The sequence below is a fragment of the Herbidospora daliensis genome (genome assembly GCF_001570585.1).
GTDB lineage: Bacteria > Actinomycetota > Actinomycetes > Streptosporangiales > Streptosporangiaceae > Herbidospora > Herbidospora daliensis.
Genome location: NZ_BBXF01000005.1, coordinates 432449 through 459112 on the forward strand (window position 1 = coordinate 432449; position 26664 = coordinate 459112).

At 70.5% G+C, this 26664-nt stretch carries 22 protein-coding genes; 9 read left to right on the forward strand and 13 right to left on the reverse strand.

The window, feature by feature from the left end:
- Nucleotides 1-73: 73 nt before the first annotated feature.
- Together AW274_RS25205 and AW274_RS42710 are read left to right on the forward strand one after the other, a co-directional pair.
- Nucleotides 74-1636: a helix-turn-helix domain-containing protein gene (locus tag AW274_RS25205; RefSeq protein ID WP_083974783.1), complete on the forward strand. Its 1563-nt coding sequence runs from the start codon at nt 74-76 to the stop codon at nt 1634-1636.
- Between the two features lie 414 nt (nt 1637-2050).
- A complete protein-coding gene (locus tag AW274_RS42710) occupies nt 2051-3733 on the forward strand; it encodes a lamin tail domain-containing protein (protein WP_062437951.1) in 1683 nt (560 codons plus the stop codon).
- 551 nt (nt 3734-4284) lie between these two features.
- Here AW274_RS42710 and AW274_RS25215 read toward each other — a convergent pair.
- Both AW274_RS25215 and AW274_RS25220 read right to left on the reverse strand, forming a co-directional pair.
- The gene (locus AW274_RS25215) at nt 4285-4614 is read right to left on the reverse strand and encodes a hypothetical protein (protein WP_157520710.1); all 330 of its coding nucleotides are present in this window, start codon (nt 4612-4614) and stop codon (nt 4285-4287) included.
- 600 nt (nt 4615-5214) lie between these two features.
- Complete coding sequence (locus AW274_RS25220; protein WP_062436875.1) at nt 5215-5784, reverse strand: hypothetical protein; 570 nt, start codon at nt 5782-5784, stop codon at nt 5215-5217.
- Nucleotides 5785-5947: 163 nt separating this feature from the next.
- Here AW274_RS25220 and AW274_RS25225 point away from each other — a divergent pair, with 163 nt between their 5' ends.
- The 4 genes from AW274_RS25225 to AW274_RS25240 are packed head-to-tail and all read left to right on the forward strand — an operon-like array spanning nt 5948 to nt 9496.
- Nucleotides 5948-7102, forward strand: coding sequence for a sensor histidine kinase (locus AW274_RS25225; RefSeq protein WP_062436877.1), 1155 nt, complete (start codon nt 5948-5950; stop codon nt 7100-7102).
- Nucleotides 7099-7704 carry a response regulator transcription factor gene (locus AW274_RS25230; RefSeq protein ID WP_062436879.1) on the forward strand — a complete coding sequence of 202 codons (606 nt, stop codon included), beginning with the start codon at nt 7099-7101 and terminating at the stop codon, nt 7702-7704. The genes AW274_RS25225 and AW274_RS25230 overlap by 4 nt, the downstream gene beginning before the upstream one ends.
- Before the next feature lie 53 nt (nt 7705-7757).
- Nucleotides 7758-8345 (forward strand): TetR/AcrR family transcriptional regulator, encoded by a 588-nt coding sequence (locus tag AW274_RS25235; protein ID WP_062436881.1) that lies wholly within the window; start codon nt 7758-7760, stop codon nt 8343-8345.
- Nucleotides 8342-9496: a GDSL-type esterase/lipase family protein gene (locus AW274_RS25240; protein ID WP_062436883.1), complete on the forward strand. Its 1155-nt coding sequence runs from the start codon at nt 8342-8344 to the stop codon at nt 9494-9496. The genes AW274_RS25235 and AW274_RS25240 overlap by 4 nt, the downstream gene beginning before the upstream one ends.
- A gap of 33 nt (nt 9497-9529) precedes the next feature.
- Here AW274_RS25240 and AW274_RS25245 read toward each other — a convergent pair whose 3' ends face one another.
- Nucleotides 9530-10717: an acetamidase/formamidase family protein gene (locus AW274_RS25245; RefSeq protein ID WP_062436884.1), complete on the reverse strand. Its 1188-nt coding sequence runs from the start codon at nt 10715-10717 to the stop codon at nt 9530-9532.
- 335 nt (nt 10718-11052) lie between these two features.
- Between AW274_RS25245 and AW274_RS25250 the strand changes: the two genes are divergently transcribed.
- The 3 genes from AW274_RS25250 to AW274_RS25260 all read left to right on the forward strand — a co-directional run bounded on the left by AW274_RS25250 (nt 11053) and on the right by AW274_RS25260 (nt 15199).
- The gene (locus AW274_RS25250) at nt 11053-11925 is read left to right on the forward strand and encodes a GAF domain-containing protein (protein WP_157520711.1); all 873 of its coding nucleotides are present in this window, start codon (nt 11053-11055) and stop codon (nt 11923-11925) included.
- A gap of 74 nt (nt 11926-11999) precedes the next feature.
- On the forward strand, nt 12000-13064 hold the full coding sequence (locus AW274_RS25255; RefSeq protein WP_157520712.1) for a beta propeller repeat protein: 1065 nt from the start codon (nt 12000-12002) through the stop codon (nt 13062-13064).
- 62 nt (nt 13065-13126) lie between these two features.
- Entirely contained in the window at nt 13127-15199 is a 2073-nt protein-coding gene (locus tag AW274_RS25260; RefSeq protein WP_232320359.1) for a terpene synthase family protein, read from the forward strand.
- Nucleotides 15200-15226: 27 nt separating this feature from the next.
- Here the strand turns inward: AW274_RS25260 and AW274_RS25265 are convergent, their stop codons facing one another.
- From AW274_RS25265 to AW274_RS25310, 10 genes are all read right to left on the reverse strand, one after another.
- Nucleotides 15227-16006, reverse strand: a complete 780-nt coding sequence (locus AW274_RS25265; protein WP_062436891.1) for a hypothetical protein — start codon at nt 16004-16006, stop codon at nt 15227-15229.
- Nucleotides 15999-17336: a substrate-binding domain-containing protein gene (locus tag AW274_RS25270; protein ID WP_269750627.1), complete on the reverse strand. Its 1338-nt coding sequence runs from the start codon at nt 17334-17336 to the stop codon at nt 15999-16001. Before AW274_RS25270 ends, AW274_RS25265 begins: the two co-directional genes overlap by 8 nt.
- Before the next feature lie 195 nt (nt 17337-17531).
- Complete coding sequence (locus AW274_RS25275; RefSeq protein WP_157520713.1) at nt 17532-18788, reverse strand: hypothetical protein; 1257 nt, start codon at nt 18786-18788, stop codon at nt 17532-17534.
- A gap of 227 nt (nt 18789-19015) precedes the next feature.
- A complete protein-coding gene (locus AW274_RS41490; protein WP_062436895.1) occupies nt 19016-19555 on the reverse strand; it encodes an RICIN domain-containing protein in 540 nt (179 codons plus the stop codon).
- Between the two features lie 304 nt (nt 19556-19859).
- Nucleotides 19860-21095 carry an iron-containing alcohol dehydrogenase gene (locus AW274_RS25285; protein ID WP_062436897.1) on the reverse strand — a complete coding sequence of 412 codons (1236 nt, stop codon included), beginning with the start codon at nt 21093-21095 and terminating at the stop codon, nt 19860-19862.
- 42 nt (nt 21096-21137) lie between these two features.
- Nucleotides 21138-22598: an NAD-dependent succinate-semialdehyde dehydrogenase gene (locus AW274_RS25290; RefSeq protein ID WP_062436899.1), complete on the reverse strand. Its 1461-nt coding sequence runs from the start codon at nt 22596-22598 to the stop codon at nt 21138-21140.
- Between the two features lie 77 nt (nt 22599-22675).
- A complete protein-coding gene (locus AW274_RS25295) occupies nt 22676-23752 on the reverse strand; it encodes an ABC transporter ATP-binding protein (protein WP_062436901.1) in 1077 nt (358 codons plus the stop codon).
- Nucleotides 23752-24819 carry an ABC transporter ATP-binding protein gene (locus AW274_RS25300; protein ID WP_062436903.1) on the reverse strand — a complete coding sequence of 356 codons (1068 nt, stop codon included), beginning with the start codon at nt 24817-24819 and terminating at the stop codon, nt 23752-23754. Before AW274_RS25300 ends, AW274_RS25295 begins: the two co-directional genes overlap by 1 nt.
- Entirely contained in the window at nt 24819-25730 is a 912-nt protein-coding gene (locus tag AW274_RS25305; protein WP_062436905.1) for a carbohydrate ABC transporter permease, read from the reverse strand. Before AW274_RS25305 ends, AW274_RS25300 begins: the two co-directional genes overlap by 1 nt.
- The gene (locus AW274_RS25310) at nt 25730-26644 is read right to left on the reverse strand and encodes a carbohydrate ABC transporter permease (RefSeq protein WP_063813597.1); all 915 of its coding nucleotides are present in this window, start codon (nt 26642-26644) and stop codon (nt 25730-25732) included. Before AW274_RS25310 ends, AW274_RS25305 begins: the two co-directional genes overlap by 1 nt.
- Nucleotides 26645-26664: the final 20 nt, after the last annotated feature.

Consider the following 26664-nt stretch of genomic DNA (forward strand, 5'->3'; position numbering starts at 1 on the left):
GGAGGGCACGCACTGGTAAGGTTAGGCACACCTTACTAGGTTTGGTGTGCGCAGACTGCCGTATGGTTAGGACATGGTGCCTCCGTCGTTCCCCGCAGGCGCCGGTGACCCGCCGCCGATCCCGGCCGCGCGGTGGGGTTCGGTCGATACGCCCGTTCGACCGCTGCTGCTCTGGGTCCGCACCGGCACGGCCCACGTACGCCTCGACGACGGGCCGGCGCTCCACCTCAACCCCGGCGAAGGCGCCTGGATCCCCGCCGACGGCTGGGCGGAGCGGTCGATCACCACCGAGCCGGGCACCGTCGCCTTCCCGCTGTTCCCCGACGTCGGCGCTTGGGGATCGTCGGACCTGACGCGGTTCAACGTTCCCGGCGGCTGGCACGACTGGTTGATCCAGCTGTTCAACCTGCAGGTCACCCCGTTCAGCGGCCGAGGCTACTCCCCCGAGGCGATCGAGCGGCTCCTCCGGCGTCCCGGCTCGCATGCGAGCTCAGAGGGGTTCGCCCCGGCGGCGATGCCGCGAACCCGCGGCGCCAGAGCGGTCGCCGACGAACTTCGTCGCGACCCCGCGCTCGACCTCACGGTCGAGCAATGGGCCTCACGGGTGCTCTCCAGCCCGCGCACCCTGCGCCGTGACTTCGTCGCCGACACCGGGCTCACGTTCGAGCGGTGGCGGCTGCTCTGCCGGCTCGCCGCCGCCGTGGAGTTCCTCGCCGCCGGTTACGACCTCGACCAGGTGACCACCCGAGTGGGCTTCGCCAGCCGCAACGGCCTCACCCGGGCCTTCAAGGGACGGTTCGGACTGACCCCCCACGAGTTCGCACGGGAGCTGGCGGCCCGACCCGGCGCCGGTGGCCCGACGCAACAAGCCGCGGCGGCACGGCAGGCCGACGACCTGATCCGGATGATGCGCAAGACGGACACCCCCGCCGCGCCCGAGATGCTGCCCCCGGCCAGCACGCCGCCGCACACCAACGACGTCCACGTCCTCAGCTGGATGTACCGCGGCAGCGGCTACCTGGACATCGGCGACCACCGCTACGAGCGGGAGCGCGGAGTCGCGACCTGGATCCCCGCGGAAACCGACCACGTCACCGGCCTCCGCGAGAACTCCGTCTCCCTGCCCCTGGGCAACGCGAGCACCGGCGACCTCCAGCTGACAACGCCGCTGCAAGTACGGTTCTCACCGGCGTGGGACGACTACCTGATGTTCTGCTCCATCAGCGCCCGGTCCGCCCTGCGCCCCGACGACCACGACCCCCGCCACATCCTCGACCTGTTCGCCGAACAGGTCGCCACGCAGCGAGCACTGTCGGTCCCGATGCCCGTCGACCCGCACGCCCGCGCGGTGGCGATGGAGTGCCTGCGCCGCATCGGCGAACCCGGCGGGACGCACGACGTCGACGCCGAGATCCACCGCGCCTTCCGCGACGAGACGGGCATGACACTGGGCCGCTGGCGTTATGCCGCCCGCATGCGCATCGCCCGCGACCTCCTCGCCGGGGGCGCCATGCCCAGCACCGTCGCCCGCCGGATCGGATACGCCCACCTGCCCACGTTCAGCGCGGCCTTCTCCCGTTTCCACGGGGTGTCGCCGCGCGAATACCAGGAGCGCGAGTCCGAACGGAACCAGTGACACCTCCTGATCGCGCGGGAGCCGTGCCGCGCCGGTCGTCAGGGTCTTGAGTTCTGCGTTCTCGGCGCCGCGAAAACAATTCGTTCGGGGGGATCCCCAAAGGCGCGAAAGAATTGTATTTCTGCGGCGCCATTTCATTGAACGCGAAACTGCTGGCGCGACCACACCAGAATCGTGGGCCGCCCGGATCACTCCACTACCTCTGATGATGGGCGCGAGTGACAGAATTTCGGCGTCCATATTGGCATTGATTCGACATTCCACACGTCAATCGGCCCCGCTGTCGAATGTTCACCCTCACGTGGCCACACGTTTGCGATAACCGCTGTGCGCATTTGATGACACTTCCGTGAGCCCGCCGTCAGCATGGTCGCGGGCCCGTCCCCGCACCTCGACCCGGAAGGTCTCCTGCCGATGAATCTCAGGCTCCGCGCGCTCACGGGGGCTCTGGCCGCCACCATGTCAATGGCCACGCTCACCACCGCCCCCACGGCGAACGCCGCCACGATTCCGTCGCAGGGATCGGCGACGCAGCTCGACGTCGGAAACTGGAACATCGAATGGTTCGGCGCGACCGGAAACGGGCCGACCAACGAGGCGCTTCAGCAGCAGAACGCCCGCGACCTCATGGCGGGCGCCGGCATGGACGTGTGGGGCCTGGGCGAAATCGTCAGCGCCTCGGCGTTCAACACGCTCGTGGCCGGCCTGCCCGGATACACCGGAGTGCTCGCCAACGACTCGCGGGTGACGAACGGCGCGCAGTACTACTCGGACTTCAGCAACGCCGAGCAGAAGGTCGCCCTCGTCTGGCGCGCCGGCATGGCGACTCTGGTGAGCGCGAAGGTCATCCTGACCAGCCAGAACAGCAACTTCGCCGGCCGGCCGCCGGTGGAGTTCACGTTGCGCGGCACGTTCGACGGGGTCACGCGTGACCTCGTCTTCATCGTCCTGCACGCCAAGGCCGGGTCCGACCAGTCCGCGTGGAACCTGCGCAGCCCCGCGTCGCAGGCGCTCAAGTCGTACATCGACTCGACCCATCCCACCCAGAACGTCTTCGTCATCGGCGACTGGAACGACGACGTCGACACCTCCATCACGTCCGGGAAGGCGTCGCCCTACGCCAACTTCGTGAGCGACACCGCGCGCTACACGTTCCCGACGCGGGCCCTGTCGCTGGCGGGCGTGTCGTCGACGGCGGGCTACCCGGACTTCATCGACCACCAGCTCATCACCAACGAGGTGCAGGCGAAGTACGTCGCCGGTTCGGCGAAGGCGTTCCAGCCCCAGGCCTACATCCCGAACTACGCGTCGACGACCAGCGACCACTACCCGGTGTTCGCCCGCTACGACTTCGTCATCGGCGGCAGCGGCGGCTCGAACCAGCCGCCCACGGCGTCGTTCACGCACTCCTGCACCGCTCTCAGCTGCACGTTCACCGATGGCAGCACCGACTCCGACGGCACCGTCGTGAGCCGTGGCTGGACCTTCGGCAACGGCCAGACCTCGACGGCCGCCAACCCGGCCGTGACCTACGCGTCGGCCGGAACCTACCCGGTCTCGCTGACCGTGACCGACGACGACGGCGCCACCCACACCACCACCAAGAACGTCACCACCGGTGGCGGCGGAGCGGCCAACATCATGATCAACGAGGTGCTGGCCAACGAGCCGGGCAGCAGCACCGCCAGCGAGGCCGTCGAACTCGTGAACACGGGCGGCACGGCGATCAGCCTCGCCGGTTGGACCCTCCGGGACGGGTCGGCGGCGCGGCACACCTTCGTTTCCGGCACGACGCTCCAGCCCGGCAAGGCGATCACCGTGTTCGGCGCGGGCTCCGCGATCCCCAGCGGCGTCGCGGGGGTGGCCGCGAGCACGGGTGACCTCAACCTGTCCAACAGCGGCGACCAGGTGATCCTGCGGGACTCGACCGGGACGACGGTCCAGTCGATGACCTACTCGTCGAGCCTGGCGAACTCCGACGGGGTCTCGATCAACCGCAGCCCTGACGGCTCGGCGACCGGCGCCTGGGTCAAGCACACCGCCGTCAGCTCGTTGTCCAGCTCGCCCGGCCGTCGCGCCAATGGAGCGGCGTACTGACCCGCACGCTTACAGGCTCCGGTCGCGGGCGACGCCGATCGTCCTGAGAGCGCCGAACTCCTGGCCCGATCCGCGCAGGCCCCGGTGGTGGTGTGGCACCGTCGTGCGGATCGACGTGGCTGCCGGCAGCAGTGCGACCAGGTTGGCGAGGTGCGACCAGGTTGGCGAGGTACTCGCACTACCTGCGCGACTACGCGCGGGCGCTGGCGGTGTACGCGGCCAAGGGCCCGACGAGGAGGTGACGCGGGCGTTCGCGGGTGACGCGGCGAGGCCATCGACGTGCCGTTGAGCAGCGCCCATGTGCCGCCGGACACGGGCGACATGAGGCCACCCCGGGGCGCGAATCTCCGGTTTCCTGTACGTCATCGGCAGAGCCGCCGACTCATCGATCACCCGTGTCCGTCCGCCGCTGAACTTCACCAGTTGATCGAAGTAATTGATCGCGCCCACCGGCAGCTGGGCTGGCTGGTGGTCTGGAGGCGGTCAGCCGCCGTGGTTCCGGGTGTGGCTGCCCTTCGACTGCACAGCCACGGCGACCGGCCGCCGTCGTTTCAGGTGGTGATGCACATCTGGTTCGTCGCCGCGAACGCCTCGCGGTAGTCGACGGGCGAGCCCTCCGAGGCGTAGCTGTAGCCCACATTCGCGTAACCCTGGACGTTCGCTGTGCAGGGCAGGCTGAAAGTGGGGCCGAAGCACGCCGAGCTGCCCAATCCGAGGTTGGCCCAGTCACACCAATCAGAGGAGTTCCTTACTTCGGAGCCCCGGGAGTAGGCCCGGACGTTCGCCTGGACGGACAACCATTCCTGGGTGTTGTTCGAGACGATCACGACCCCCTGGGCGAGGGTTCCGTTGATCACGGTGCAGACGGTGAGCGTGATCATCCACGTGTTGGACGCATCCGGCTTGCAGTGCCACGTGTCGGTGATTCTGTAGTTCTTCCAGGACTGGGCATGAGCGGCCTGAGGCATGGCGACCAGGCATGTCGCCAAGATCGTCACAACGACGAACAATCGCCGGAACATGTGTTTCGACCTCCCGTCGGAAGCAGTGCCTGACTCTCCGAGTCTTGAAAGTCGTCACGAAAGGGTCAATGATCAAACGCGCCATCTCCGTTGCCCGTTCGCGCCGGGGCGCGGCCGGAAGCACGAATGCCAGGAGTCGAGCCGACAGGCAGCCCTTCTGGTCCGTTCCCCGTGTCGAGCCAAGGACCCGCACACCGCGCCGATGATGAGCGCCGGCTTCGAGGAAGGCCAGGATCGCGACGGCGCGGGAGAGCAAGCCGTCGCCGAATCACCGGCCGCAGCCCAAGCGGCGAGAAGGCTACCAGCGCACCAATTTCCGATACCGACGGTTGCACGGCCGCTTTATCTAAGGTCCTTCGCGCAGGGCAGAGCGGGTTGATCTCTTCTGGCACGCGAGGCACGTCGACCGCTGCACCGCGATGTTGCCACTCGCGGTGCACGGCCCACCCAGGCGCCGGCCTACCACTTGAAGATCAACTCAATGGCGATCACGACGTCGATGACGCCGCACCATTCGGCGAAGGACCGGGCCACCACCTTGTCCCGCCGGAGGTGGACGAAGTCCCAGACGCCGTGGAAGAACCATCCGGCCGCCACCAGGTAGCGGGCCAGATCAGGATGCACGGCCAGCCCGATCAGCCCCAGCGCGCCGAAGGCGAGCATGCCCAGCGCCTGCACCTGCAACGTCCCTGATCGGAAGAGGTGCCCGTCCACGACGCTCCAGAGCAGGACGATCAGCGCGAGGGCGGAGAACACCGCCGCCGGTGCGACCAGGTCGAGCGCACGCAGCACGACCACAAGGGCGATCCCGGCCACGAGCAGCGGCCAGGTCGCCCGGCGCGCCTCCAGTTTGGCGACCACCAGGTACAGCAACGGCAGGAGCACCAGGATCGACGCGAACGACGCCACCCCCTCGGCCGACTCGGTGCCGCCGAAGGTCGCGGCGGAAAGGGCCAGCGCCAGCGCCGTGGGCCAGCGGTCGAGCAGCCGGTTGAACCGGTGCCCGCGTCCTTGGGGCCTGCTCGCCATGGGGTTCCTCCAGGTGGGGTGGCACGTGACTGCGCTCAGCCTGGCCGCCGGAGGCAGCCGCCAGTAGTGCCGGAACCGCAGGCGTGCGCATGGCTTTGTCACTCGATTTCATGACAACTGTCATGAACCGGCCCGCGGCATGGCGTGCTGACACAATGACCGTGTGCGCGACCACGGGCTCGACGGCGAGACGGCGGCACTCCGGCGCTACACCCGGTGGAGCCTCGCGGGCTCCAGCGCGTTCTTCCTGGTCAGCGTGGTCGGCGCGGGGCTCCTGGCCTCCGGCGTACCGGTCTGGGCCAGGGGTGCGGGCGGCGTCGCGCTCGTCGTGACGGCCGGGTGCTGCGTGGTGCTGCTGAACCACCGGCTGGCGTCCGACCCCGCCCCGCCCGTGGCGTGGACGGCCGTGAGTGCCGCCGGTACGGCCACGCTCGCCGGCGTCCTGCTGGCCGTGCGGGACGACGCACTGTGGGCGCTGGCCCCGGCGATGACGGTGTCGATCGCCGCGACGTTCCTGCCGTCGCCGCGCCGGTGGGCGCTGATCGCCGTGGCGATGGCCGCCGCGGCCGTGCCGGGCGCGCTCGCGGGGGGCGACGATCCGGTGCGCGCGGTGCTGTTCCCGCCGGGACTGGTCGCGTTCAGCGCCTGGGTCACGCTCGGGTCGTTGTGGGCGTGGGACATCGCGGAACGGCTGAACGCCGCGCGCCGCCTCGACGGGGAGCTGGCGGTCACCCGGGAACGGCTGCGCTTCGCCGCCGACCTGCACGACATCCAGGGCCACCACCTCCAGGTGATCGCGCGCAAGAGCGAACTGGCCGCGCGGCTGGCGGCGGCCGACCCGGCCCGCGCGACGGCGGAGATGCTGGAGGTGCAGCGGCTCGCCACCGACGCGCTCTCGGACACGCGGGCCGTCGTGCAGGGATACCGCCGTACGACGCTCGACGCGGAACTGGCCAACGCGGGCCGGGTGCTCGCCGCTGCAGACATCCGGGTCCAGATGAACGTCGAGCCCGCGCCGCTCCCCGACGCCGACCGGCACCTGCTCGGTCTGGTCGTGCGCGAGGCCACCACCAACGTGCTGCGCCACAGCCGCGCGAGCGCCGCCGAGGTCGACTACCGCCTCACCGACGGCCTGGCCCGATTACGGGTCCGGAACGACGGCACGACCGGCCCGCCCGGCGCGGGGTCGGGCACCGGGCTGCGCACCCTGGCCGACCGGCTGCGGGCCGCCGGCGGCGAGCTGACCTGGGAGCACGACCACGGAAGCTTCGTCGTGACCGCCTGCCTGCCGGTCGGCGCGGGCGCGGAGGCACGATGATCCGGCTGCTGATCGCCGACGACGAGGAACTGCTGCGGACCGCCCTGGCCGCGCTGCTCGGGCTGGAACCCGACCTCACCGTGGCGGCCGAGGCCGCCACGTCGACCGACGCGGTTCGGCTGGCCGTCGAGCACCGCCCCGACATCGCCGTGCTCGACCTGGAGATGCCGCCTGCCGACGGATTGCACGCCGCCGCGCAGATCATGGCCGCGCTGCCCGGCACCCGGGTCGTCCTGGTCACCCGGCACGCGCGGCCGGGGGTGCTGCGTCGCGCCCTGGCGGCCGGCGTCAGCGGGTTCGTGCCCAAGACCACGTCGGCGTCCCGGCTCGCCGAGATCATCCGTGACGTCGCCGCGGGCCGGCGGTACATCGACGCCGACATCGCCGCCTCCGCCCTGACCGAAGGCCCCTGCCCGCTCACCGACCGCGAACTCGACGTGCTGCGTGCCTGCCGTACCGGCGCGTCGATCGGGGAGATCGCCGCCCAGGTGCACCTCGCGCCCGGCACGGTCCGCAACTACCTGTCGGCGGCCATGAGCAAATTGGACGTCGGCTCCCGCCACGCCGCCGCCCACCGCGCCTGGGAGGAAGGCTGGATCTGACGGCCTACTGGATCTAGGTCATCGCCTAATGGTGTTAGGCATATGATGACGGCATGAAGGCAGCCCCTTTGACGGTGGCCTCGATCGTCGAGGCGGCCGCGGACCTCGCGGACACGACGGGATTCGACTCGGTCACCCTGTCCGCCGTCGCCCGCCGGCTCGGCGTACGGAGCCCCAGCCTGTATTCGCACGTGAAGGACCGCGACGCGCTGCTGGAGGGCGTGACGGTCCTCGCCCTCACCGAACTGGCGAGCCGGGTGTCGGTCGCCGTGGCGGGCCGGGCCGGACGGTCGGCCCTCGAGGCGCTGGCCGACGCGCATCGCGACTACGCGCGCGAGTCGCCGGGCCGCTGGGAGGCATTGCAGCGCCCCGCGGGCGAGGAAGCGGCCCGGTCGGCGGGCGCGCGCGACATCGTCGCCCTCACCGCCGCGGTCCTCCGCGGCTATCCGCTGCCGGAAAGCGAGCACGTCCACGCCGTGCGGTTCATCGGCAGCACCATCAACGGCTATCTCAGCATCGAGCGCAACGGCGGCTTCTCTCACAGCCTGCCGTCCGCCGCCGTCTCCTGGCATCGGATCATCGGCGCGCTCGACGCCGCTCTGCGGGCCTGGCCCGCGCCCCCCGAAGGAGAACAACCATGATCACCACCACCTTCGACGACCGGCTCGTCCGGGGGATCGCCGAGCTTGAACGCACCCCGCGAGGCGTCCGCCTCCACCGGCTGCCCGGATGGGTGCGCGATCAGTTCCCGGATCCGCAGCTGTCGATGATGGAGGCGCAGCCCTCGGGCGCCCGTCTCGCGTTCACGACCATGGCGCGGACGATCGAACTGGTCGTGCATCCCACCCGGGTCGCCTATCGGGGCGCTGATCGGCCGCGCGGAGGGATCGATCTCGTCGTCGACGGAGAACTCCTCGCCGAGGTGCGACTGGCCGACGGCGATCTCGTCGAGGTCGACCTCCAAACCGGGGCGACGCAGTTCCGGCCGGGTCCCTCGCAGTCGGTGTCGTTCCCGCGGCTGGGCCCTGGTGACAAGGCCGTCGAGATCTGGCTGCCGCACAACGAAGGGCTTGAGCTCGTCGAGTTGCGCACGGACGAGCCCGTCCGTCCCGACGACGCGACGAGCCCGTTGTGGGTGCACCACGGCAGCTCGATCAGCCACGGCTCGAACGCGAGCGGCCCCACCCAGATCTGGCCCGTCGTCGCGGCCCGGCGCGCCGGCGTCGAGCTGCGCAACCTCGGCCTCGGCGGAAGCGCGCTGGTCGACCCGTTCACCGCCCGCGTCATCCGTGACTCAGCGGCAGACCTGATCAGCGTCAAACTCGGAATCAACGTCGTGAACCTCGACGCCATGCGGTTGCGGGCCTTCGTCCCGGCCGTCCACGGCTTCCTCGACACCATCCGCGACGGGCACCCCGACACACCGCTGCTGCTGATCTCCCCCATCCTGTGTCCCATCCACGAGGACACCCCGGGACCCGGAGCCGTCGACCCGGCGACGCTGGGCACCGACCAGGTCCGCTTCACCGCGACCGGCCGGCCAGGAGACCGTGACCTGGGACGCCTCACGCTCGGGGTGATCCGCGACGCGCTCGCCTCCCTGGTCGAGCGGCGTGGCGACGACCCGAACCTCCACTACCTCGACGGGACCGCGCTCTATGGGGAGGTGGACGTCGCCGAGCACCCCCTCCCCGACGCGCTCCACCCCGACACCGCCACGCACCAGCTCATCGGCCGCCGGTTCGCCGACTACGCCTTCGCCCCGGGAGGTCCCTTCGTCTCACCACGGTGAGGACCGGCCCGGGGCGGCGTCCCGCGGGTCAGATCAGCGGCGGCGTTTGAAGACGTCCTTCGGGATGTGCCCCGTCACCACCTGCGTCCGGTCGACCACCTCCGCGTTGTGGTAGTTGACGGCGATCGACGCGAACGAATAGGCCTTCGGCACCGTCAGCCCCTGCGTGGTGACGAGGAAGTCGACGGTCTTCTCCACCGCGATCCGCATCGCCCGGTCGAGGTCCCAGTGGATGCCCATCATGATCCAGTGGTCGTCGTTCTCGGCCCACGGCAGTTCGGTCGCCACCTTCTTGATCAGGGTGACGCGGAACGTACCGGACAAGGAGTGTTCCACCGCGGTGCCGCTGACCTCGCCGTCGCCCTGGCAGCTGTGCGGGTCGCCGATGAAGATCTGCCCTCCGGGCTGGAAGACCGGCAGGTAGAGCGTCGTGCCGACGTTGAGATCCCGGACGTCCATGTTGCCGCCGAACCTGCCGGGAGGCGTCGAGTTCTGTACGCCGGTCGCGGGCGGCGGCTCGGTCTCGGTGTTGCCGATGAACTCGCCCGTCGGCGAGGCCACCGCGATGATGCCCATGAACTTGCGGGTCGGGATGATGATGCCGTCGGAGAAGAAGACGACCTCCTCGCCCCGGTGCGTGCCGGTGCGGTAGAGGTGGGTCCGGACGTCGGGCCAGACCCCCGCCGGCAGGCCGGGCGGGATGTCGGCCGGGATGTCGAGGCCCTGGTCGCCCTCACGCCAGCCGGGATAGAACGTGGCCATGACGCCGCCGGTTGGGGCGGTGTTGTTGAACCCGTAGGGCACCCGGGTGTCGATGCCGAGGATGTCGATCGCGAGGGTGTCGCCGGGCTCGGCCCCATCGACGTAGATCGGGCCGGTGAGCACGTGACCGCCGTAGCGTCTGCCCGCCGCCTCGCGTTCGGGCAGGGTCTGCCAGAACGCCAGCCCGTCGGCCAGGATCTCCTTCGGCTTGACGCCGAAAGCGCCGAAGTAGTCGTGGGGGTGGATAGCCGGGTTGGTGAAGCCCTGGTGGGAGAGGGTGTCGACGCGGACGGTCTGGCCCGATCTCATCGTCAGGCCGGGTGCCCAGCCGATCGGGAACCCGCCCCAGTGCAGTTTGTCGGGGGTGGACTTGAGGTGGTGATCCCACCGTCCAGGCTTGGGGTGGCCGTGGCCGCCCCTGTCGCCGGGCGATGCGTGGGCGGGGGTGGGGAGGGTCACCGCGAACGTCGCGGCCAGACCGGCGGCCAGCAGGCTGCGGCGACTCGCCGAGCTCCAGTGGTTGGCGGAAATGGTGGACTCCCATCCCTGTCAGAGCTCTCCGGGGCTCGGACATGATCATCGAGGGCTGGCTCCACAGTGACCAGGTGGTGTTTCGGTCGCATAAAGGTCATGAAAATCCCGTGCACTCAAGGACGATCTGCCCATCTCGACCAAAGGTCCGCCCTTCAAGCGGAAATCGCTTACCCTTTGCCCCCTCGTGAGAATAATCGTGCTGTTTGTCGCTATCGTGGGCATCCTGGGCTCAGTGGGAGGGAGCTTTGGGAGCGAGTCGAATGGCAGGTGTCTTGGACGCGAGACAGCAGCCCGCCGACGAGATCTTGGAGCGGTTCCTGGACGGAAGACTCGCAGGCGGCGACGTCCGCGCTCCGATCCTGCACTCATGGCAGCGGTGTCAGGCGGCGGGACTCACCCCCGACACCGCCCGCCCACGCCTGTCCAACGACCTGGACTTCGACTGCGAACTCGTACGCGCGGCCCGGCCCGTGTTCGAGCAGCTGCGCACCGCCGTCGCGGGCACCCCCGTGGGCATGTTCCTGGGCGATGCGGCAGGCGTGGTGTTCCTGCGCAACGTGGGTGAGAAATCCCAGGGCAGGATCCTGGACGCGGTCGGCGCCGCACCCGGCTTCAGCTACGCCGAACCCGACATCGGCACGACGGCCTTCGGCTCAGCGCTGGTGGAACGGCGAACCTGCCGGGTCTCCGGCAACGAGCACTTCTCGGCCGACCTCCACGGGCTCACCGCCGTGGCCACCCCGATCCGGAACCCGCTCAGCGGGCGCCTGGCCGGCGTCATCAGCATCACCTGCCCGACCGACAGGGCGAGCGAGGCGATGACAGCCCTGGCCCTCCAGTCGGCCGCCGGCGTCGAGCAACGGCTGCTCGACCTGAGCAGCGACCACGAGCGTGCCCTGATGGAGGAGTTCCTCCAGGCGAAGAGCTCCGGAGCCGTACCGGATACCGCGCCCCGGGACCTGTCCCGCCACGACCGGCTCGCCCTGGAGGACGCCGCCGTGCGGCTGGTCGCACAAGGCCGAGAAGCGCTGGTGGACGTCACCCTCTCCGACGGCCGCGTCGCGACACTCCTGGCCCAGCCGATGAGCGATTCCACCGGCATCGCGGTAGAAGTCTGGTTCACCGGCGCTTAGCGCGATGACCACCTGGGTCCACCGCGTCTGACGGCGATCTGCCCGTAGTTCACGAAGTCGTACAATTCCCAGCCATGAGATCGCGGGTGACGACGCTGGCCGCCTGTCTGATCACGTTGGGTTGCACCGCCCAGCCCGTCCCGGCGCCGACGTCCGCTCCCGCGTCCACCCCGGCCGCCGAGGTCGTTTCCGAGGAGTGGGTCCGCGTCCCCGGCCTGCCCAGCGACGACCGGTGGGAGCGGGGACTGTACGACGTGAGCGCGGCCGGTCCCGACCTGGCGTGGGCGGTCGGGTACACCGGCTGGGAGGACAGCGTGGCCACGTCGATGCGCGCCTGGGACGGGTCGCAGTGGCGGCGGGTGCCGATGGAGAACGCCTCGGGCGGCAATTCCGCCGTCGACTCCCAAGGCCCGCGCGACGCCTGGATGATCGGCGGCGGCAACTTCGACGGGCCGTTCGCCCAGCACTGGAACGGGCAGGCGTGGCGGCGGCACCCGCTTCCCACCTATGGGCAGGACGTCGCCATGGACGGCCGCCGGGTGGCCGTGCTCACCAGGAACGCGGTGCTGACCTGGAACGGCGCCGCCTTCGTCACCGAGGCGAAACTCGGCGGCGAGGAGATCGTGCTGACCTCGCTGGACACAGGCGGCCGGCACACCTGGATCGTCGGCTGGCGGACCCCGGAGCAACCCGTCGTCTGGCACGGGCGCGACGGCGAATACGAGGTGGCGCTCACCCTGCCGCGAGGCACGCTCAACCGGATCATGCAGATCGCGCCCGACGACGTCTGGGCTGTCGGCGGCGCGGACGGAAAGCCGCTGCTGCTCCACTGGGACGGCCGGTCATGGCGGCAGCCCACCATCCCGCAGGCGATCGGGCACCTGCACAGCGTGACCGCGTTCGGCCCCGACGACGTCTGGTTCGCGGGCACCGAACCCATTCAGTCGGGCACCGACCGGCCCGGCGGCGTCTTCGTCCTGCACTGGGACGGCCGGACCTGGACGCGGGAGAGGCCCCCGGAGAGCTGGAGCGCCCTGCGGGCCGAGATCGAGCGTATCCCCGGCACGAAGCGGTTGTGGATGGTGGTCAACGTTCTCCACGGCGACTCCGAGTCGATCACCACCTACCGCAGAAGCTGACGGTGATCCGTCCACGCGGGTTTCGAGTATTCGCGGCATTACTCTGCGTTTACATTGGGCGCGTGAGAGCATCCTTCGTCACTCCCGACTTCTACATGCCGTACAGGGCCCGGATGAACCCGCACCTGGAACGGGCGCGCGCGCACACCACCGCCTGGGCCCGGGACATGGGCCTGCTGGCGGGCTCGGGAGTGTGGAGCGAGCACGATTGGGACGGCGCCGACTTCGCCCGGATGTGCGCCTCCAGCCACCCCGACTGCGGCGCCGAGATGCTGGAGCTGGTCACCGACTGGTACGTGTGGCTCTTCTTCTACGACGACTTCTTCCTGCACGCGTTCAAGAAGTCCCTCGACCAGACCGGCGCGCGCGCCTACGTGCTCGGCCTGCGCGCCTTCATGCCGCCGGCGGGCGAGCCGATGCCGGAGCCGGGCGATCCCGTGCAGCGGGGGCTGGCCGACCTGTGGGGGCGCACCGTCGGGGCGCGGTCGCCGGAGTGGGGCGCGCGGTTCGCCCGCAGCACCCGGGTGGCGCTGGAGGAGTGCCGGTGGGAGCTGGCCAACATCGCCGACGGGCGGGTGGCCAACCCGATCGAATACTTGGAGCGGCGCCGCCGGGTCAGCGGCGCGCCCTGGGCGGCCGACCTGATCGAGCACTCCCTCGACGCCGAACTGCCCGCCCGGGTCGCGGCGGCGCGGCCGATGCGGGTGCTGGCCGACTGTTTCGCCGACGCCGCGGCCCTGCACAACGACATCGTCTCCTACGAGCGGGAGATCCACGACGAGGGCGAGTTGTCGAACTGCGTGCTGGTCTTCGAGCGCTTCTTCGGGTACGGCGCCCAGCGCGCCGCCGACGCCACCAACGACCTGCTGAGCTCGCGGCTGCACCAGTTCGAGCACACCGCGCTGACCGAGGTCGGCCCGATGATGGAGGAGCACGCCCTCGACCCGGGCGAACGGCTGCGGGTCGTCGCCTACGTCCGGGGCCTGCAAGACTGGCTGGCCGGCGACTACGAGTGGCACACCGCCTCCAACCGGGGCAACGGCTCGGGTCCGTCACGGCCCTCGGCCTCCTCCCTGGGCCTGACCCGGCTGAGGGCCTACGCCCGGGTCCCGGCGTCAGCGCCGACCCCGCTGCCACGCCCCGACCTGCCCGGCCGCCTGCGGCTCAACCCGCACCTGGGCCGGGCCCGCGACCACTCGGCCCGCTGGTGCGGCCAGATGGGGTTCTACGGCCCGCTCCCCCGGCACCCGGCGCGCGGCCTGTGGAGCGAGCCGGGTGTACGGGCGGCGGACATCGCCTCCTTCGCGGCGGGCGCCGGCCCCGATCTGGACGAACGGGCGTTGTGCCTGTCGACCGACTGGGCGACCTGGGCCGCCTACGCCGACGACTACTGGGTGCGGGTCTTCCTCCACGCGGGCGACCTGCCCGGGGCCCGGCGGCTGCAAGAACGGCTGCCCGCCTTCATGCCGCCGACGCCGGGGACGCCGATCCCGGCGCCGGAGAACCCGGTGGAGGCCGGCCTGTCCGACCTGTGGCGGCGGACCGGGCAGCCGGTCCGGAGCCGGGTGCTCGACCTCGTCTCGGTGTTCATGTGGGAACTGACCACCACCCTGCAGAACCGGCTGCCCGACCCGGTCGACTACATCGAGATGCGCCGCCACGCCTTCGGCGGCCTGACGGGCCCCTCCCGGCCCGACGACGCGGTGTTCGCCACGCCGACCGTGTCGTCGCTGGAGAGCGCGGCCGTCGACTACGTCACGTTGTGCAACGACCTGTTCTCCTACGCCAAGGAGACCGGGCGCGACGGCGAACTGTGCAACGGCGTCGCGATCGTCGAGAGGTTCCTCGGCTGCGACCACCGCCAGGCCGCGGGCGTGGTCGGCGACCTGATGGCGGCCAGGATCACCCAGTTCGAGCACCTCGCCGCCGAGGAACTCCCCGGCCTCCTCGACGACCTCGGCGTCGCCGACGACGTCCGGCACGCGGTCGGCGCGCACGTCGACCGGCTGCGCGCCTCCATGGCCGCCGCCCTCGACTGGCACCACCGGTCAGGCCGCTACCGCCCGCCGCGCCCGGCCGGACCGACCGGGCTGGGCACCTCCGCCCTGAACGCGCGCCCGCCGGCGGAGCCGTAACGAGAAGAAGGCTTACGCACCGCAGGGTCAGCGGAAGACGGCCATCGGGTGGATCACCAGGGTGCGGGTCTGGGCGTTCCAGGCGTCGACCTTGCCCAGGCAGGCGTGCACGCGCGGGGGCGGCTCCTGCGTTTCCGCCGGGATGAAGCCGATGTGCACCCGGGCGTCACCGGCGTAGGGGGCCGCGAAGGTCAGGTGCCGGTCGGCTCGGCCGGTGGATTCGAAGTCGCCGGTGATCCAGACGTAGTAGCCGCGGAGGCTGCTGAGCCGCAACGTGGCGGGCGCCCTGCCGTCGACCCCGAACGCCTCGGCGACGACGCTGCCGGGAGTGATGGTCTTGTCGTCGAGGTCGACCTGAATCAGGCGGCGGTGTTTCTCCAAGCGTGTCACGACCGCGCCCAGCACGTTGACCGCGTTCTCCCGGGCGGGGGCTTCCTCCGCCTGGGGAGTGGCGCCGGGTTCCTCCTCCTTGCCGTATTCGCGGGTGGTGGTCCCCCCGGCCGACACTCCGGCCGTCAGGCCGGGGAGGGGCGCCACCCCCAGGTTCACGGCGAACGTGCGGATCCTGGTGATCGCCGCGCTTCCCACCCGCCGCCGGCCGGCACGGCCGGTCCCGTGGACGGCCATGACCTGCCGGGTGTCGAGGTAGACGCAGGAGTAGAGGTCGACGTCGCGGACGGATCGCCGACGACGTTCGCGCCGGTGGACGCGGAACAGATACACCGCCATCGCCGACGACCAGCAGAAGGTGGCCGTCCAGAGAAGCATCCAGCCCAGATGGACGCTCATCCACAGGTCGTCAGTCACACCCACGGATCTCCTTGAGGGCTGCGAGCAGGGAAGGGCGGTCAGCGCCGTCGAGGGCCCGGCCGCCGGTCGCCTTCGCCACGCGGCGGAGGTCGGCGCGGTCGGCGGCGCCGAAGGCGATGGTGAAGGTGGGGACGGCCGCCTGGCGGCGGCGGTGCAGGAAGGCCGTCGCGGAGATGCCGGCGTTGTTGCGGCCGTCGGTCATCAGCACGACGGAGACCCTGTCGCCGTCCTTCAGCAGGCGCGCCGCCCGGGTGTAGGCGGCGTCGAGGGACGACCAGATCGCGGTCCGGTCGTCGAAGTCGCGCGACGCGAGGTGGCGGAGGAGTGCGTCTCTGCCGCGTGGGGTGCCGACGGCGAAGGTCCGCTCGTCGAGGACGCGGCCGCCGAAGCGCAGGACCGTGACGTCCTCGTCCTGGGTGAACCGGGCGAAGCGGCCGCTCGACGACCGGTCGGCGCCGCCCAGGCCGATGACGGCCGACTTCAGCGCCTTGATCCTGCTCCCGGCCATGGAACCGGAGAAGTCGAGGAGCAGAACGAGCCTGGGGCGCCCGGGTGTGTCGTAGTTGGTGAGGAGGGCGTCCAGGACCTTCGCCTGGTCGGGGAAGTAGACCGCGTTGCCGAGGGAGGCGGCCAGCCGCGGGTCCCGCTCGATGTGCGGGGAGAGCGGGCGGCGCAGCGTCTGCCGCATGATCTTCTGCTGTGCGCGCTCGGTCTTCAGCCAGGCCACCACCTTGTCGTAGGCGGCGCGGCGGGCCGGGTTCAGCAGCAGCAGCGGGTAGTCGGACATCACGGTGCCGTCGCGGGGATAGACCAGTTCGAGCGGCGCCCCGAGCCGCCCGGCGGCGTTCAGCGACAGCAGCGTGGATTCGTGGGCGATCAGGCCGTCGGTCCGCTCCTGCTCCAGGACGAACTGTTCGACCACGTCGCCGGAGGCCGGCCCGCTGATGGTGTGGCCGGTGAAGAAGCCGCGCAGCCGGTCGCAGGTGACGTCCTCGGGGCGGAGGGCCGCCCCTGTTCCGGCGGCGGCGGTCGCCACTCCGACGAGCGCGGCCAGCCCGCTGCCGCTCGTCTTCGGGTCGGCCATCGCGAAGGTGAAGCGCCCCTGCGCGGCGGCGTCGGCGAGGTCGGCCCAGGTGGGTGCGCGCCCATCAGGTGGACGCAGCCTGGCGGCGGCGCGCGGGGTCAGGCCGACGACGACGGGTGAGACCACGATGCGGGTGCTCAGGGGAGGATCGCCGCGGAAGCCCGCGTCCTTCAGACGGATGCGGAAATACCGGTCGGACGACGGCCACGCCAGGTCGTACGGGACCTGCCCGGGATCGAGCAGGTCGCCGGGGGCCCCGGTAGTCCATCGTGAGCTCGACGCCGGTGTCCCGGCGGAGGTCGTCGAGCAGGGGCGCCAGGTCGGCGAGTTCGGCCGCCGCCAGAACGGTGAGCCTGACGGGCGGCTGGGCGCTCCAGGTGCAGGCGGCGGAGCCGAGGAGCACCCCGCACAGGGCGCGGGCGAGGCGGAGTCGTGCCCTCACTGCTCGCCGGTCTCGGCGCTCTCGGGGCAGCCGATCTTGACGATCATCCGCTCGAGGAGGGGCAGCCGGGGAAGGCGGGCCTGGCTGTCGTCCGACCCGGCCATGACGGGGGTCGGGATGCCCTGCTGCTCCAGCAGGTCCCGCAGCTCGGCGCCGGGCCCGACGCCGTGCCGGGGGTAGAGACGGAATCCGAGTTCGGCGGCGCGGGCACGCAGCTCGGGATCGTTGACGAGCAGGTCGCCGAGCCGTTTTCCCGCGGGCGTCAGCGCGACCAGCTGCGGGAGGGTGAGGTAGCCGTGCTGGGGATACATCAGCACCCGTTCCCGGTCCACGTCCGCCGACCGGGCCCGCCGATCGAGCTGGTAGGTGAAGTACTGATGCTCGTAGACGACGACGATCGGCCCTCGTTGCCGTCCGTCGGGGCCGATGTAGATCTCGAAGATCTCCAGCGAGGGCAGGCCCTGCTCGGTCAGCAACGGTTTGATCTTCTCGGCCACGGCGTCGGCCTCGGCCTCGGTCTGGACGACCCGGTTGCCGTTCACCACGTAGGCGATCATGCCGAGGTAGGTGCCGCCCGAGTTGCTCCCGCACACGTCGGGCGTGTTGGCGAGCACCCTGTTCCCGTTCGCTGGGCCGTATCGGGTGATGCCGAGGTCGTTCCAGCTGCGGCCCGACCGGGTCAGGTCGATGAACGCCTTGAGGTCGACTTCGTAGTAGAGGGAGTCGCTGCCGTCCAGCAGCCGGGCGATCCCGTTGTCCCGCAGGGTCTCGGCGTAGTCGCGGAACGTCGCCAGCACGATCGGGCTGAGAAAGGGACTGTACGGATCGGCCTGGAGACGCCGCGCCTGGCGCTTCTCCACGATCATCGTCGCGGCGGGCTGGCCCGAGAGAAAGGCGAAGTCGAAGCCGTCGAGCGAGTTCACCGCGATCGCGCGGGAGGAGGCGCTCGTCAGGTCGAGCCGGATGCCGTGTTTCATCAGGATCCGCTGGACCGTCAGGTCTTCGAGAAACTCCTTCTTGGACGCCAATTTGCCGCTGATCACCTCGACCCGGCTCAGGGGCAGCGCCCACTTCTCCTCGCGGACGAGCGTGGCCGCGCCGGTCAGCGGGAGCGCGGCGAGGGCGGCGAGCCTGATCAGGAAGTTCCGCCGCAGGTAGTAGGGCCGCGGCGGCGGAGGGACGTCCAGCGCGGGTTCGTGACCCGCGTCTCCGGAATCCGATGCCCGCGACTCACCGCGGAGCATGCTGCACATGGCGAATCCCCCAAACAACAGCCATTAACGCATATCGCGCCTCTTTGCGACTTAATGCGGGAGCAGATTACTTGGCGGCTGCTCGGCTGGGCGGGGGAATGATTGATCGCCGCTTAATTCGAAATGGCATTTACCCGGTATGCGGCCGGATCACCCGATACCTGGCCGGGTTGTGGCCCGCGCCCACCGGCTGGTTCACCGACGCCGGGTGGGAGCGGGCCCGGCATTCAGCTGATGTTGAAGCGCTGGTTCCAGCCGCCGGTGCACTGCCAGACCTGCAGCTTCGTCCCCGCGCGGTAGCTCGCGCCGACGGCGTCCAGGCAGAGGTTGCCCTGCAGGTTGACGAGCTTGACCCACGGGTCCCCGGTCACCTGGGGCCGAGCGACCCACCGCTGGTTCCTGCCGCCGCTGCAGCGCCATTGCTGAACCCGGGTGCCGTTCCCGATCGACCCGTCGATCGCCATGTCCAGGCACCTGTTGGAGCCGTAGTTGCGCAGCTCGTAGATGCCGGCGAAGTCCGAGGTGGTGTCGGTCCGGACGATCGCCCAGTACTGCGTGTCCCCTCCAGTCAGCGGCCACAACTCGGGCCGCACCCCGTCTCCCTGGAACGGGACCGGGAGATCGATCACCAGCCGGTTCTCCATGCCGGGCGCCCTCATAACGCTCACGTACACCCCCCGGAGGTCGGCTGAGGCGGGCCCGATCGGCAGCCCCGCGAACAGCGTGAGCCCCGCCACCGCCACCGTGAGGATCTTCTTGATGCGCATTCGTTCTCCTTCGGCTGTGCTGTCCCATGTCGGGCGCCAAGCATGCGAAAGAGCGGTATAGGCCTGGTATAGCCGCAGATGGCGCAAGCCTGGCAGGGCGGCCTGGGGCCAGTGCACGCCCGAGGCCGCGGGTCGCCCCGGTGGTGATCCATGTCTGTGTCGCCATGGCCGGGACGTCAGGACTTCGAGCGCGCACTGAAGGCGGTCTAGGTGGATCGGCCTGGAGCTGAGGTTCTCGGAGTCGCACGCCGCGGTTCCGAGACCATGGGACAGCCTGCGCCGCAGGCACTCCATAGGCCGGTGACTACCGCTGCTCCGGAGTCAGCACGCGCCGGCTCCGATCCCCCGTCCACGCCGCTTCGAGGATCGCCGTCAAGCTGGCCGTATCGGTCGGCCCAGGATGGTTCTGGATCAACCGGGTCACCCCGCTCGCCATCTCCGCGAACCGTGGCAGGTCTCCACGATCCACCCCGATGTCCGCCAGCGTCCGGGGAATGCCGATGTCGGCGAGCAGCTTGTCCAGCCACGTCAGGAACACGTCCGCCGCTTCGGCGTCCGTGGCGTCGGTCACGTCAAGCCCGCACACCCCGGCCAGGATGGCCAGCCGGTCGTCGATGGCGTCCCTGGCCGCGTCCAGCGCGTAGGGAAGAAGCAGGCCGACGCCCAATCCATGGGGCGTGTGGGTGGCGGCGCCGATCGGGTACTGGAGGGCGTGCGGCGCCCCGTTGCCCGCGTGGGAGAAGGCGATTCCGGCCAGCATCGAGCCGTACGACATGTCCGCGCGCGCGGTCTTGTCGCTGCCGTTCCTGACCACGTGGGGCAGGCTGCGGGCGATGCGTTCCGCGGCCTGGAGGGCGTAGTGGTCGGTGATCGGGTTGCGGCCGAGGAAGACCTGTTCGACCGGGTCGCGGGGGCCGTGGGGGCGGGGGCGGGCGGTGTAGCTCTCGACCGCGTGGCAGAACGCGTCGATGCCGGAGTAGGCGGTGACGGTCGCGGGGCAGCTGTAGGTGAGTTCGGGGTCGACGATGGCGAAGTCGGGCACGATGTGGACGCTGGAGACGCCCACCTTCAGCGCCCGGTCGGGGTCGGTCAGCACCGAGACGGGGGTGAGCTCCGAACCGGTGCCCGACGTCGTCGGGACCGCGACCAGGGGGATCGTCGGGCCGGGGACCTTCGCCTCGCCGTAGTAGTCGCGCGGGGTGCCGCCGTGGCGGCGGATGACGCCGACGATCTTGGCGAGGTCGATCACGGTGCCGCCGCCGATGGCGAGGATGACGTCGGCGTCCACCTCCGCGGCGACCGAGACGGCCAGGGCGACGTCGGAAAGCGGCACGTCCGGCGTCGCGTCGGCGAACACCCCGACGACCTCGACCTTCTCCCGCACGGCGGCCACGATCCCGGCCACGCCCGGCTGGCCCAGCAGGACGCGGTCGGTCACGACCAGGACGCGCGAGCCGCACTCGGCCACCACGCGCGGGATGTTCTGCGCGACGCCTTCGCCCACGATCAGCTGGCGTGGTCCGCGGACGGTCTCAAGCATGTCAGGGCCTCTCTGGAACGTCGGCGGTGATGTGGAGGACGGTCACGGGAGGTCGATGGCCGCGTAGGTGACGTCGAGGTACTCGAGGATGCCCTCGTGCGAGCCCTCCTTGCCGATGCCCGACTGCTTCACGCCTCCGAACGGAGCAGACGGGTCGGAGATGAGGCCGCGGTTGACGCCGACCATGCCGGTCTCCAGGCCCTCGGCGTACCGGAGCGCGCGCTGGAGGTCGCGGGTGAAGACGTAGCCGACCAGGCCGTGCTCGGTGTCGTTGGCCTTCGCGAGCACCTCGTCGTCGGAGGTGAACGAGATGATCGGCGCCACCGGGCCGAAGATCTCCTCCTCCAGCATCCGGGCGTCCTCCGGCACGTCGACGAGCACGGTGGGGGGGTAGAAGTGACCCGGCCCCTCCGGGCGCTGCCCGCCGACCACGACCCGGGCGCCCCGCTCGACCGCGTCGGCGACGAGTTCGTCGATCTTGGCGACCGAGGGCTCGTCGATCAGCGCGCCGACGTCCACGCCGTCGTCGAGGCCGTGGCCGACCGAGAGCGCGGCCATCCGCGCGGCGAAGCGGGCGGTGAACTCCTCGCGGACCGGCTCCTCGACGTAGATGCGGTTGGCGGCGATGCAGGACTCCCCGATGTTGCGCATCTTGGCCACCATGGCGCCGTCGACCGCGACGTCCAGGTCGGCGTCGGCGCACACGATCAGGGCCGCGTTGCCGCCCAGTTCCATGGAGGTGCGCAGCACGTTGTCGGCCGCCTGCCGCAGCAGCACGCGCCCGACCTCGGTGGAGCCGGTGAAGGAGAGCTTGCGGGTCCGGCGGTCGGCCAGCAGCGCCGAGACCACCTGGCCGGAGCGTTTGGTCGTCACGACGTTGACGACGCCCGGGGGAACGCCGACCTCTTCCATGATGCGGGCCAGGAACAACATGGTGAGGGGCGTCTGGGCGGCCGGCTTGGTGATCGTCGTGCAGCCCGCCGCCAGCGCGGGGGCGATCTTGCGGGCGCCCATGGCCAGCGGGAAGTTCCACGGCGTCACGAAGACGCACGGCCCGACCGGCTTCGGCACGGTGAGGATGCGGTATCCGCCGCGGGGAGCGGTGTTGTAGCGCCCCTCGACGCGCACCGCCTCCTCGGCGAACCAGCGGAAGAACTCGGCGCCGTAGCCCACCTCCGCGCGGGCCTCGGCGAGCGGCTTGCCCATCTCCAGGGTGATCAGCCGGGCGACCTCCTCGGAGCGCTCGGTCAGCGCCCGGTACGTCGCCATCAGCAGGTCCGACCGTTCGCGCGGCGGCGTCGCCGCCCAGTCGGCCATCGCCTTGCTCGCCGCGTCCAGGGCGGCGAGGCCGTCCTCGACGCTCGCGTCCGCCACCTCGGCGATGGTCTTGCCGGTGGCCGGGTCTTCGACGGGGAAGGTGGCTCCGCTGGAGGCGTCGCGCCAGGCGTCGCCGATCCGGAGCCGCCGGTGTTCGGGGGCCAAAACGTTCATGGGGTCGTTCATGGGGTCGCCTCCGGCGAAGTTCTCGGTGATGACAGGTCGAGGCGGCCGGGCGGGGCGACGTCGCCGCCCCCGCCCGGCTACCTGCCGGCTTCGGACAGCGCCAGCCCGGTGCCCGCATCGAACAGGTGCGCCCGGTCCAGGTCGACCGTGACCTGCAGCCGCTCGCCCGGCGTGCCGGTGACGGTGGGCCGGGCCTTGACCTTGATGATCTCCGTCCCCACTTGGACGTCGACCAGCGTCCGGTCGCCGAGCGGCTCCAGGCCGTACAGCTCACCCGACAACGACGCGTCGCCGCGCCGCTCGACGGACAGGTCCTCCGACCGCAGGCCCAGCAGCAGCGGACGGCCGTCCTCGGCGGTGGCCCAGCGGGGGCGCGGCAGCGTCCAGCCGTCCTTGCCGACCAGGCGGTCGCCCTCCGCGTGGCAGGCGAGCAGGCTGATGGACGGGCTCCCGACGAAGCCGGCGACCCACTTGTTGGCCGGCCGCTCGTACACCTCGGTCGGCGTGCCGACCTGCTGCACCTTCCCCTCCTTGATGACCGCGACCTGGTCGGCCATCGACAGGGCCTCGACCTGGTCGTTGGTCACGTAGATGAAGGTGCCGCCGAGGCTGCGGTGGATGCGGGTGAGCTCGGTCCGCATCTCGACGCGGAGCTTGAGGTCGAGGTTGGTCAGCGGCTCGTCCATGAGGAACGCGCGCGGGTTGCGGACCAGCGCCCGCGCCAGGGCGACGCGCTGCATCTCACCGCCGGACATCTGCGCGGGACGGCGCTGGAGCAGGCGCTCGATGTGCAGCAGGTTCGACATCTTCTCGACGGCGGCGGCGATCTCGCTCGACGAGCGGCGGCGGGCCCGCAGCGGCGAGGCGATGTTCTCGTACGCCGTCAGCCGAGGGTAGAGCGCGTAACTCTGGAAGACCATGGCCAGGTCGCGCGCGGCCGGGGGGTCGGCGGTCGCGTCCTTGCCGTCGAGGTGCACCGATCCGGCGTCGAGCTTCTCCAGGCCGGCGATGGCCCGCAGGGTCGTCGTCTTGCCCGCGCCGGAGGGCCCGAGCACCACGAAGAACGAGCCGTCCGGCACGTCCAGCGTCACCCCGTCGAGGGCCTGGACCTTGCCGAAGGACTTGCTCAGCCCCTGCACTGACACGGTTCCCATCAGGCCACCAGCTCTTCCGTGCTCGCGTCGTAGACGGGCGGGGGCCCGCCGGTGTGCCGCAGCCCGACCGGCGCGTCGGCAGCGAAACGAACATTGAGGGGCATGCGAACCCGTACGTCGCGCTGGTCGCCGTGGTCGACCACGTAGATGATCTCGTCGCCCAGCCACTCGGCCGAGACCACGCGGCCCGGGACCGACCCTTCGGCCCCCGGCTCGGTGACCTCCAGCGCCTCCGGCCGCACGCCCGCGATCAGGGAACGGTCGCGCGGCAGGTTCGGCGGCGGGGTGAGGGCCAGGCCGCTCTTGCTGCGCAGGTGCCCGTCGGCCAGCTCCACCTCGATCAGGTTCATCGGCGGGGAGCCGATGAAGGCGGCGCAGAACAGGCTCGCCGGACGGTCGTACACCTCCAGGGGCGTGCCGATCTGCTCGACGCGGCCCTTGTTGAGGATGGCGATCCGGTGGCCGAGCGACATGGCCTCGACCTGGTCGTGGGTGACGTAGACCATCGTCGTCCCCAGCTCGCCCTGGAGGTGCTTGATCTCCGTGCGCATGTCGGCGCGGAGTTCGGCGTCCAGGTTGGTGAGGGGTTCGTCCATGAGGAAGGCGCGCGGCCGGCGCACCAGGGCGCGGGCGAGCGCGACGCGCTGCTGCTCACCGCCGGACAGCCGGTGCGGACGCCGGTCCAGCAGCGGGCCGAGCCGCATGAGCCGGGCGGCCTCGCCGACCCGCTCCTCCACCTCGGCCTTGGGCAGGCCCTCGGCGCGCAGGGGGAAGGCCAGGTTGTCGCGGGTCCGCAGGTGCGGGTAGAGCGCGTAGAACTGGAACACCATGGCGATGTCGCGCTCGGCCGGCGGCAGGTCGTTGACCAGCGTGTCGCCGATGCGGATGTCGCCCGACGTCTGCCTCTCCAGGCCGGCGATGGCCCGCAGGGTGGTCGTCTTGCCGCAGCCCGACGGGCCGAGCATGACGAAGAGCTCGCCGTCGCCGATCGACAGGTCCACGTGCTCGACCGCGACCGTCCCGTCGGGGTAGCGCTTGTGCAGGGAGGTGACCTCGATGCCCGCCATCAGCGTCGCACCGCCCCGAGGGTCACGCCGGCGACGAGGTGCTTGCGCACCAGGTAGGAGAAGACGAGCACCGGCAGGGCGAACACGATGGAGGCGGCGGCCACCAGGCCCCAGTCCACGGTGGTTCCGCCGATGAGGCCCGCGATGGCGGGTGGCGCCGTCCGCACGGCGTCGCTGGAGGTGAGGAAGATGGCGAACACGAACTCGTTCCACGAGAAGATGAGGGCGAAGACCGCCGTCGCGGCGATGCCGGGCAGGAGCAGCGGAAGGGTGAACTTCCAGAACGCCTGCAGGCGGGTGTAGCCGTCGAGCATGGCGGCGTCCTCGTATTCCGCGGGCACCTCGTCGACGAAGCCCTTCATCATCCAGATCGTGAACGGGACGTTGAAGGCGGTGTAGATGAGGATCAGGCCGAGCTTGGTGTCGAACAGGCCGACCTGGCGGTACATGAGGAAGATCGGGATCACGACCACGACGGGCGGCATGAACCGGGTCGACAGGATGAAGAACAGCTGGTCCTTCTTGGCCTTCACCGAGAAGCGCGAGTAGGCCCAGGCCGCCGGCACGCCCAGCACGGTGGCCAGCACCGTGGAGACCCCGGCGACGATGACGGAGTTCAGGAACGAGCCCGACAGGGTCGAGGGGCCGCCGCCGGAGGCGACGAACACGTCCTTGAAGTGGTCCAGGGTGATCGTGAAGTCGAAGAACTTGGCCGGGATCGCGTAGACGTCCCGGTTCTCCTTGATGGACGTCTCGATCATCCACAACACCGGGAAGAGCATCACGGCGGCCAGCACGGCCAGGACCGCGACCTCGATCGCGACGCGGCCCCGGCCGCGACGGCGGCGCCCGGGGGGCCGTTGGTCCGGGGCAGGACCTGCTGACACGGCCTCGTTGACAGAGACGGCCATCAGTCCTCCTTGAGCTTGTTCAGGTAGCGCATGTAGAGCTGCGCGAGGACGATGACGATGAGGACCATGAGGATCCCGTACGCCGAGGCGGTCCCGGTGTTGAAGCCCAGGAACGCGACCTTGTAGACGTGGAACGACAACGTCTCGGTGGAGACCCCCGGACCTCCGCTGGTGAGGATGTAGACCAGGTCGAACAGCCGGAAGGCCTCGATGGCCCTGAACAGCACCGCGATGAGGAGCAGCGGCCACACCAGCGGGAGGGTGATGGTGCGGAAGCGGAACCACTCCGACGCCCGGTCGATCGAGGCGGCCTCGTACAGGTACTTGGGCACCGCGGTGAGGCCGGCGAGCGCGATGAGCATGATGAACGGCGTCCACTGCCAGGTGTCGACGACGATCAGGGAGATCAGCGCCGTGTTCTGCTTGGTCAGCCACTCCACCTGGCCCAGGCCGAGCGAGCCGAGCATGCTGTTGATCACGCCGAACTGCGCGTCGAGCATGAACCGCCAGAACAGCCCGACCACGACCGGCGAGAGCATCATCGGGACCAGGAAGAGCGTGGTGAGCACGCCCCGCCCGCGCACCCGCCGCGAGATCAGGTAGGCGATGGAGAAGCCCAGCACGGTCTGCAGGGTGACCGCGCCGACCACGTACAGCAGCGTCGTGAAGGCCCTCATGTGGACCTGCGCCGACGTCAGGATGGCGGTGAAGTTCTCGAACCAGACGAACGTGGCCGGCCCGCCGCGGGTGGCCGAGTAGTCGGTGAACGACAGGTACAGCGCCCACAGCAGCGGAAACACCGACATCGCGAGCAGCAGCAGCAATGCGGGCGAGATGAAGGCCACCGTGAGCCAGCGATCGCTCAGGTGGCGGGACCGCCCCGGTGCGGGCGGCGTCGAGGACGCCTCCCGCACCGGGTGGTCCGTCAGAGAGA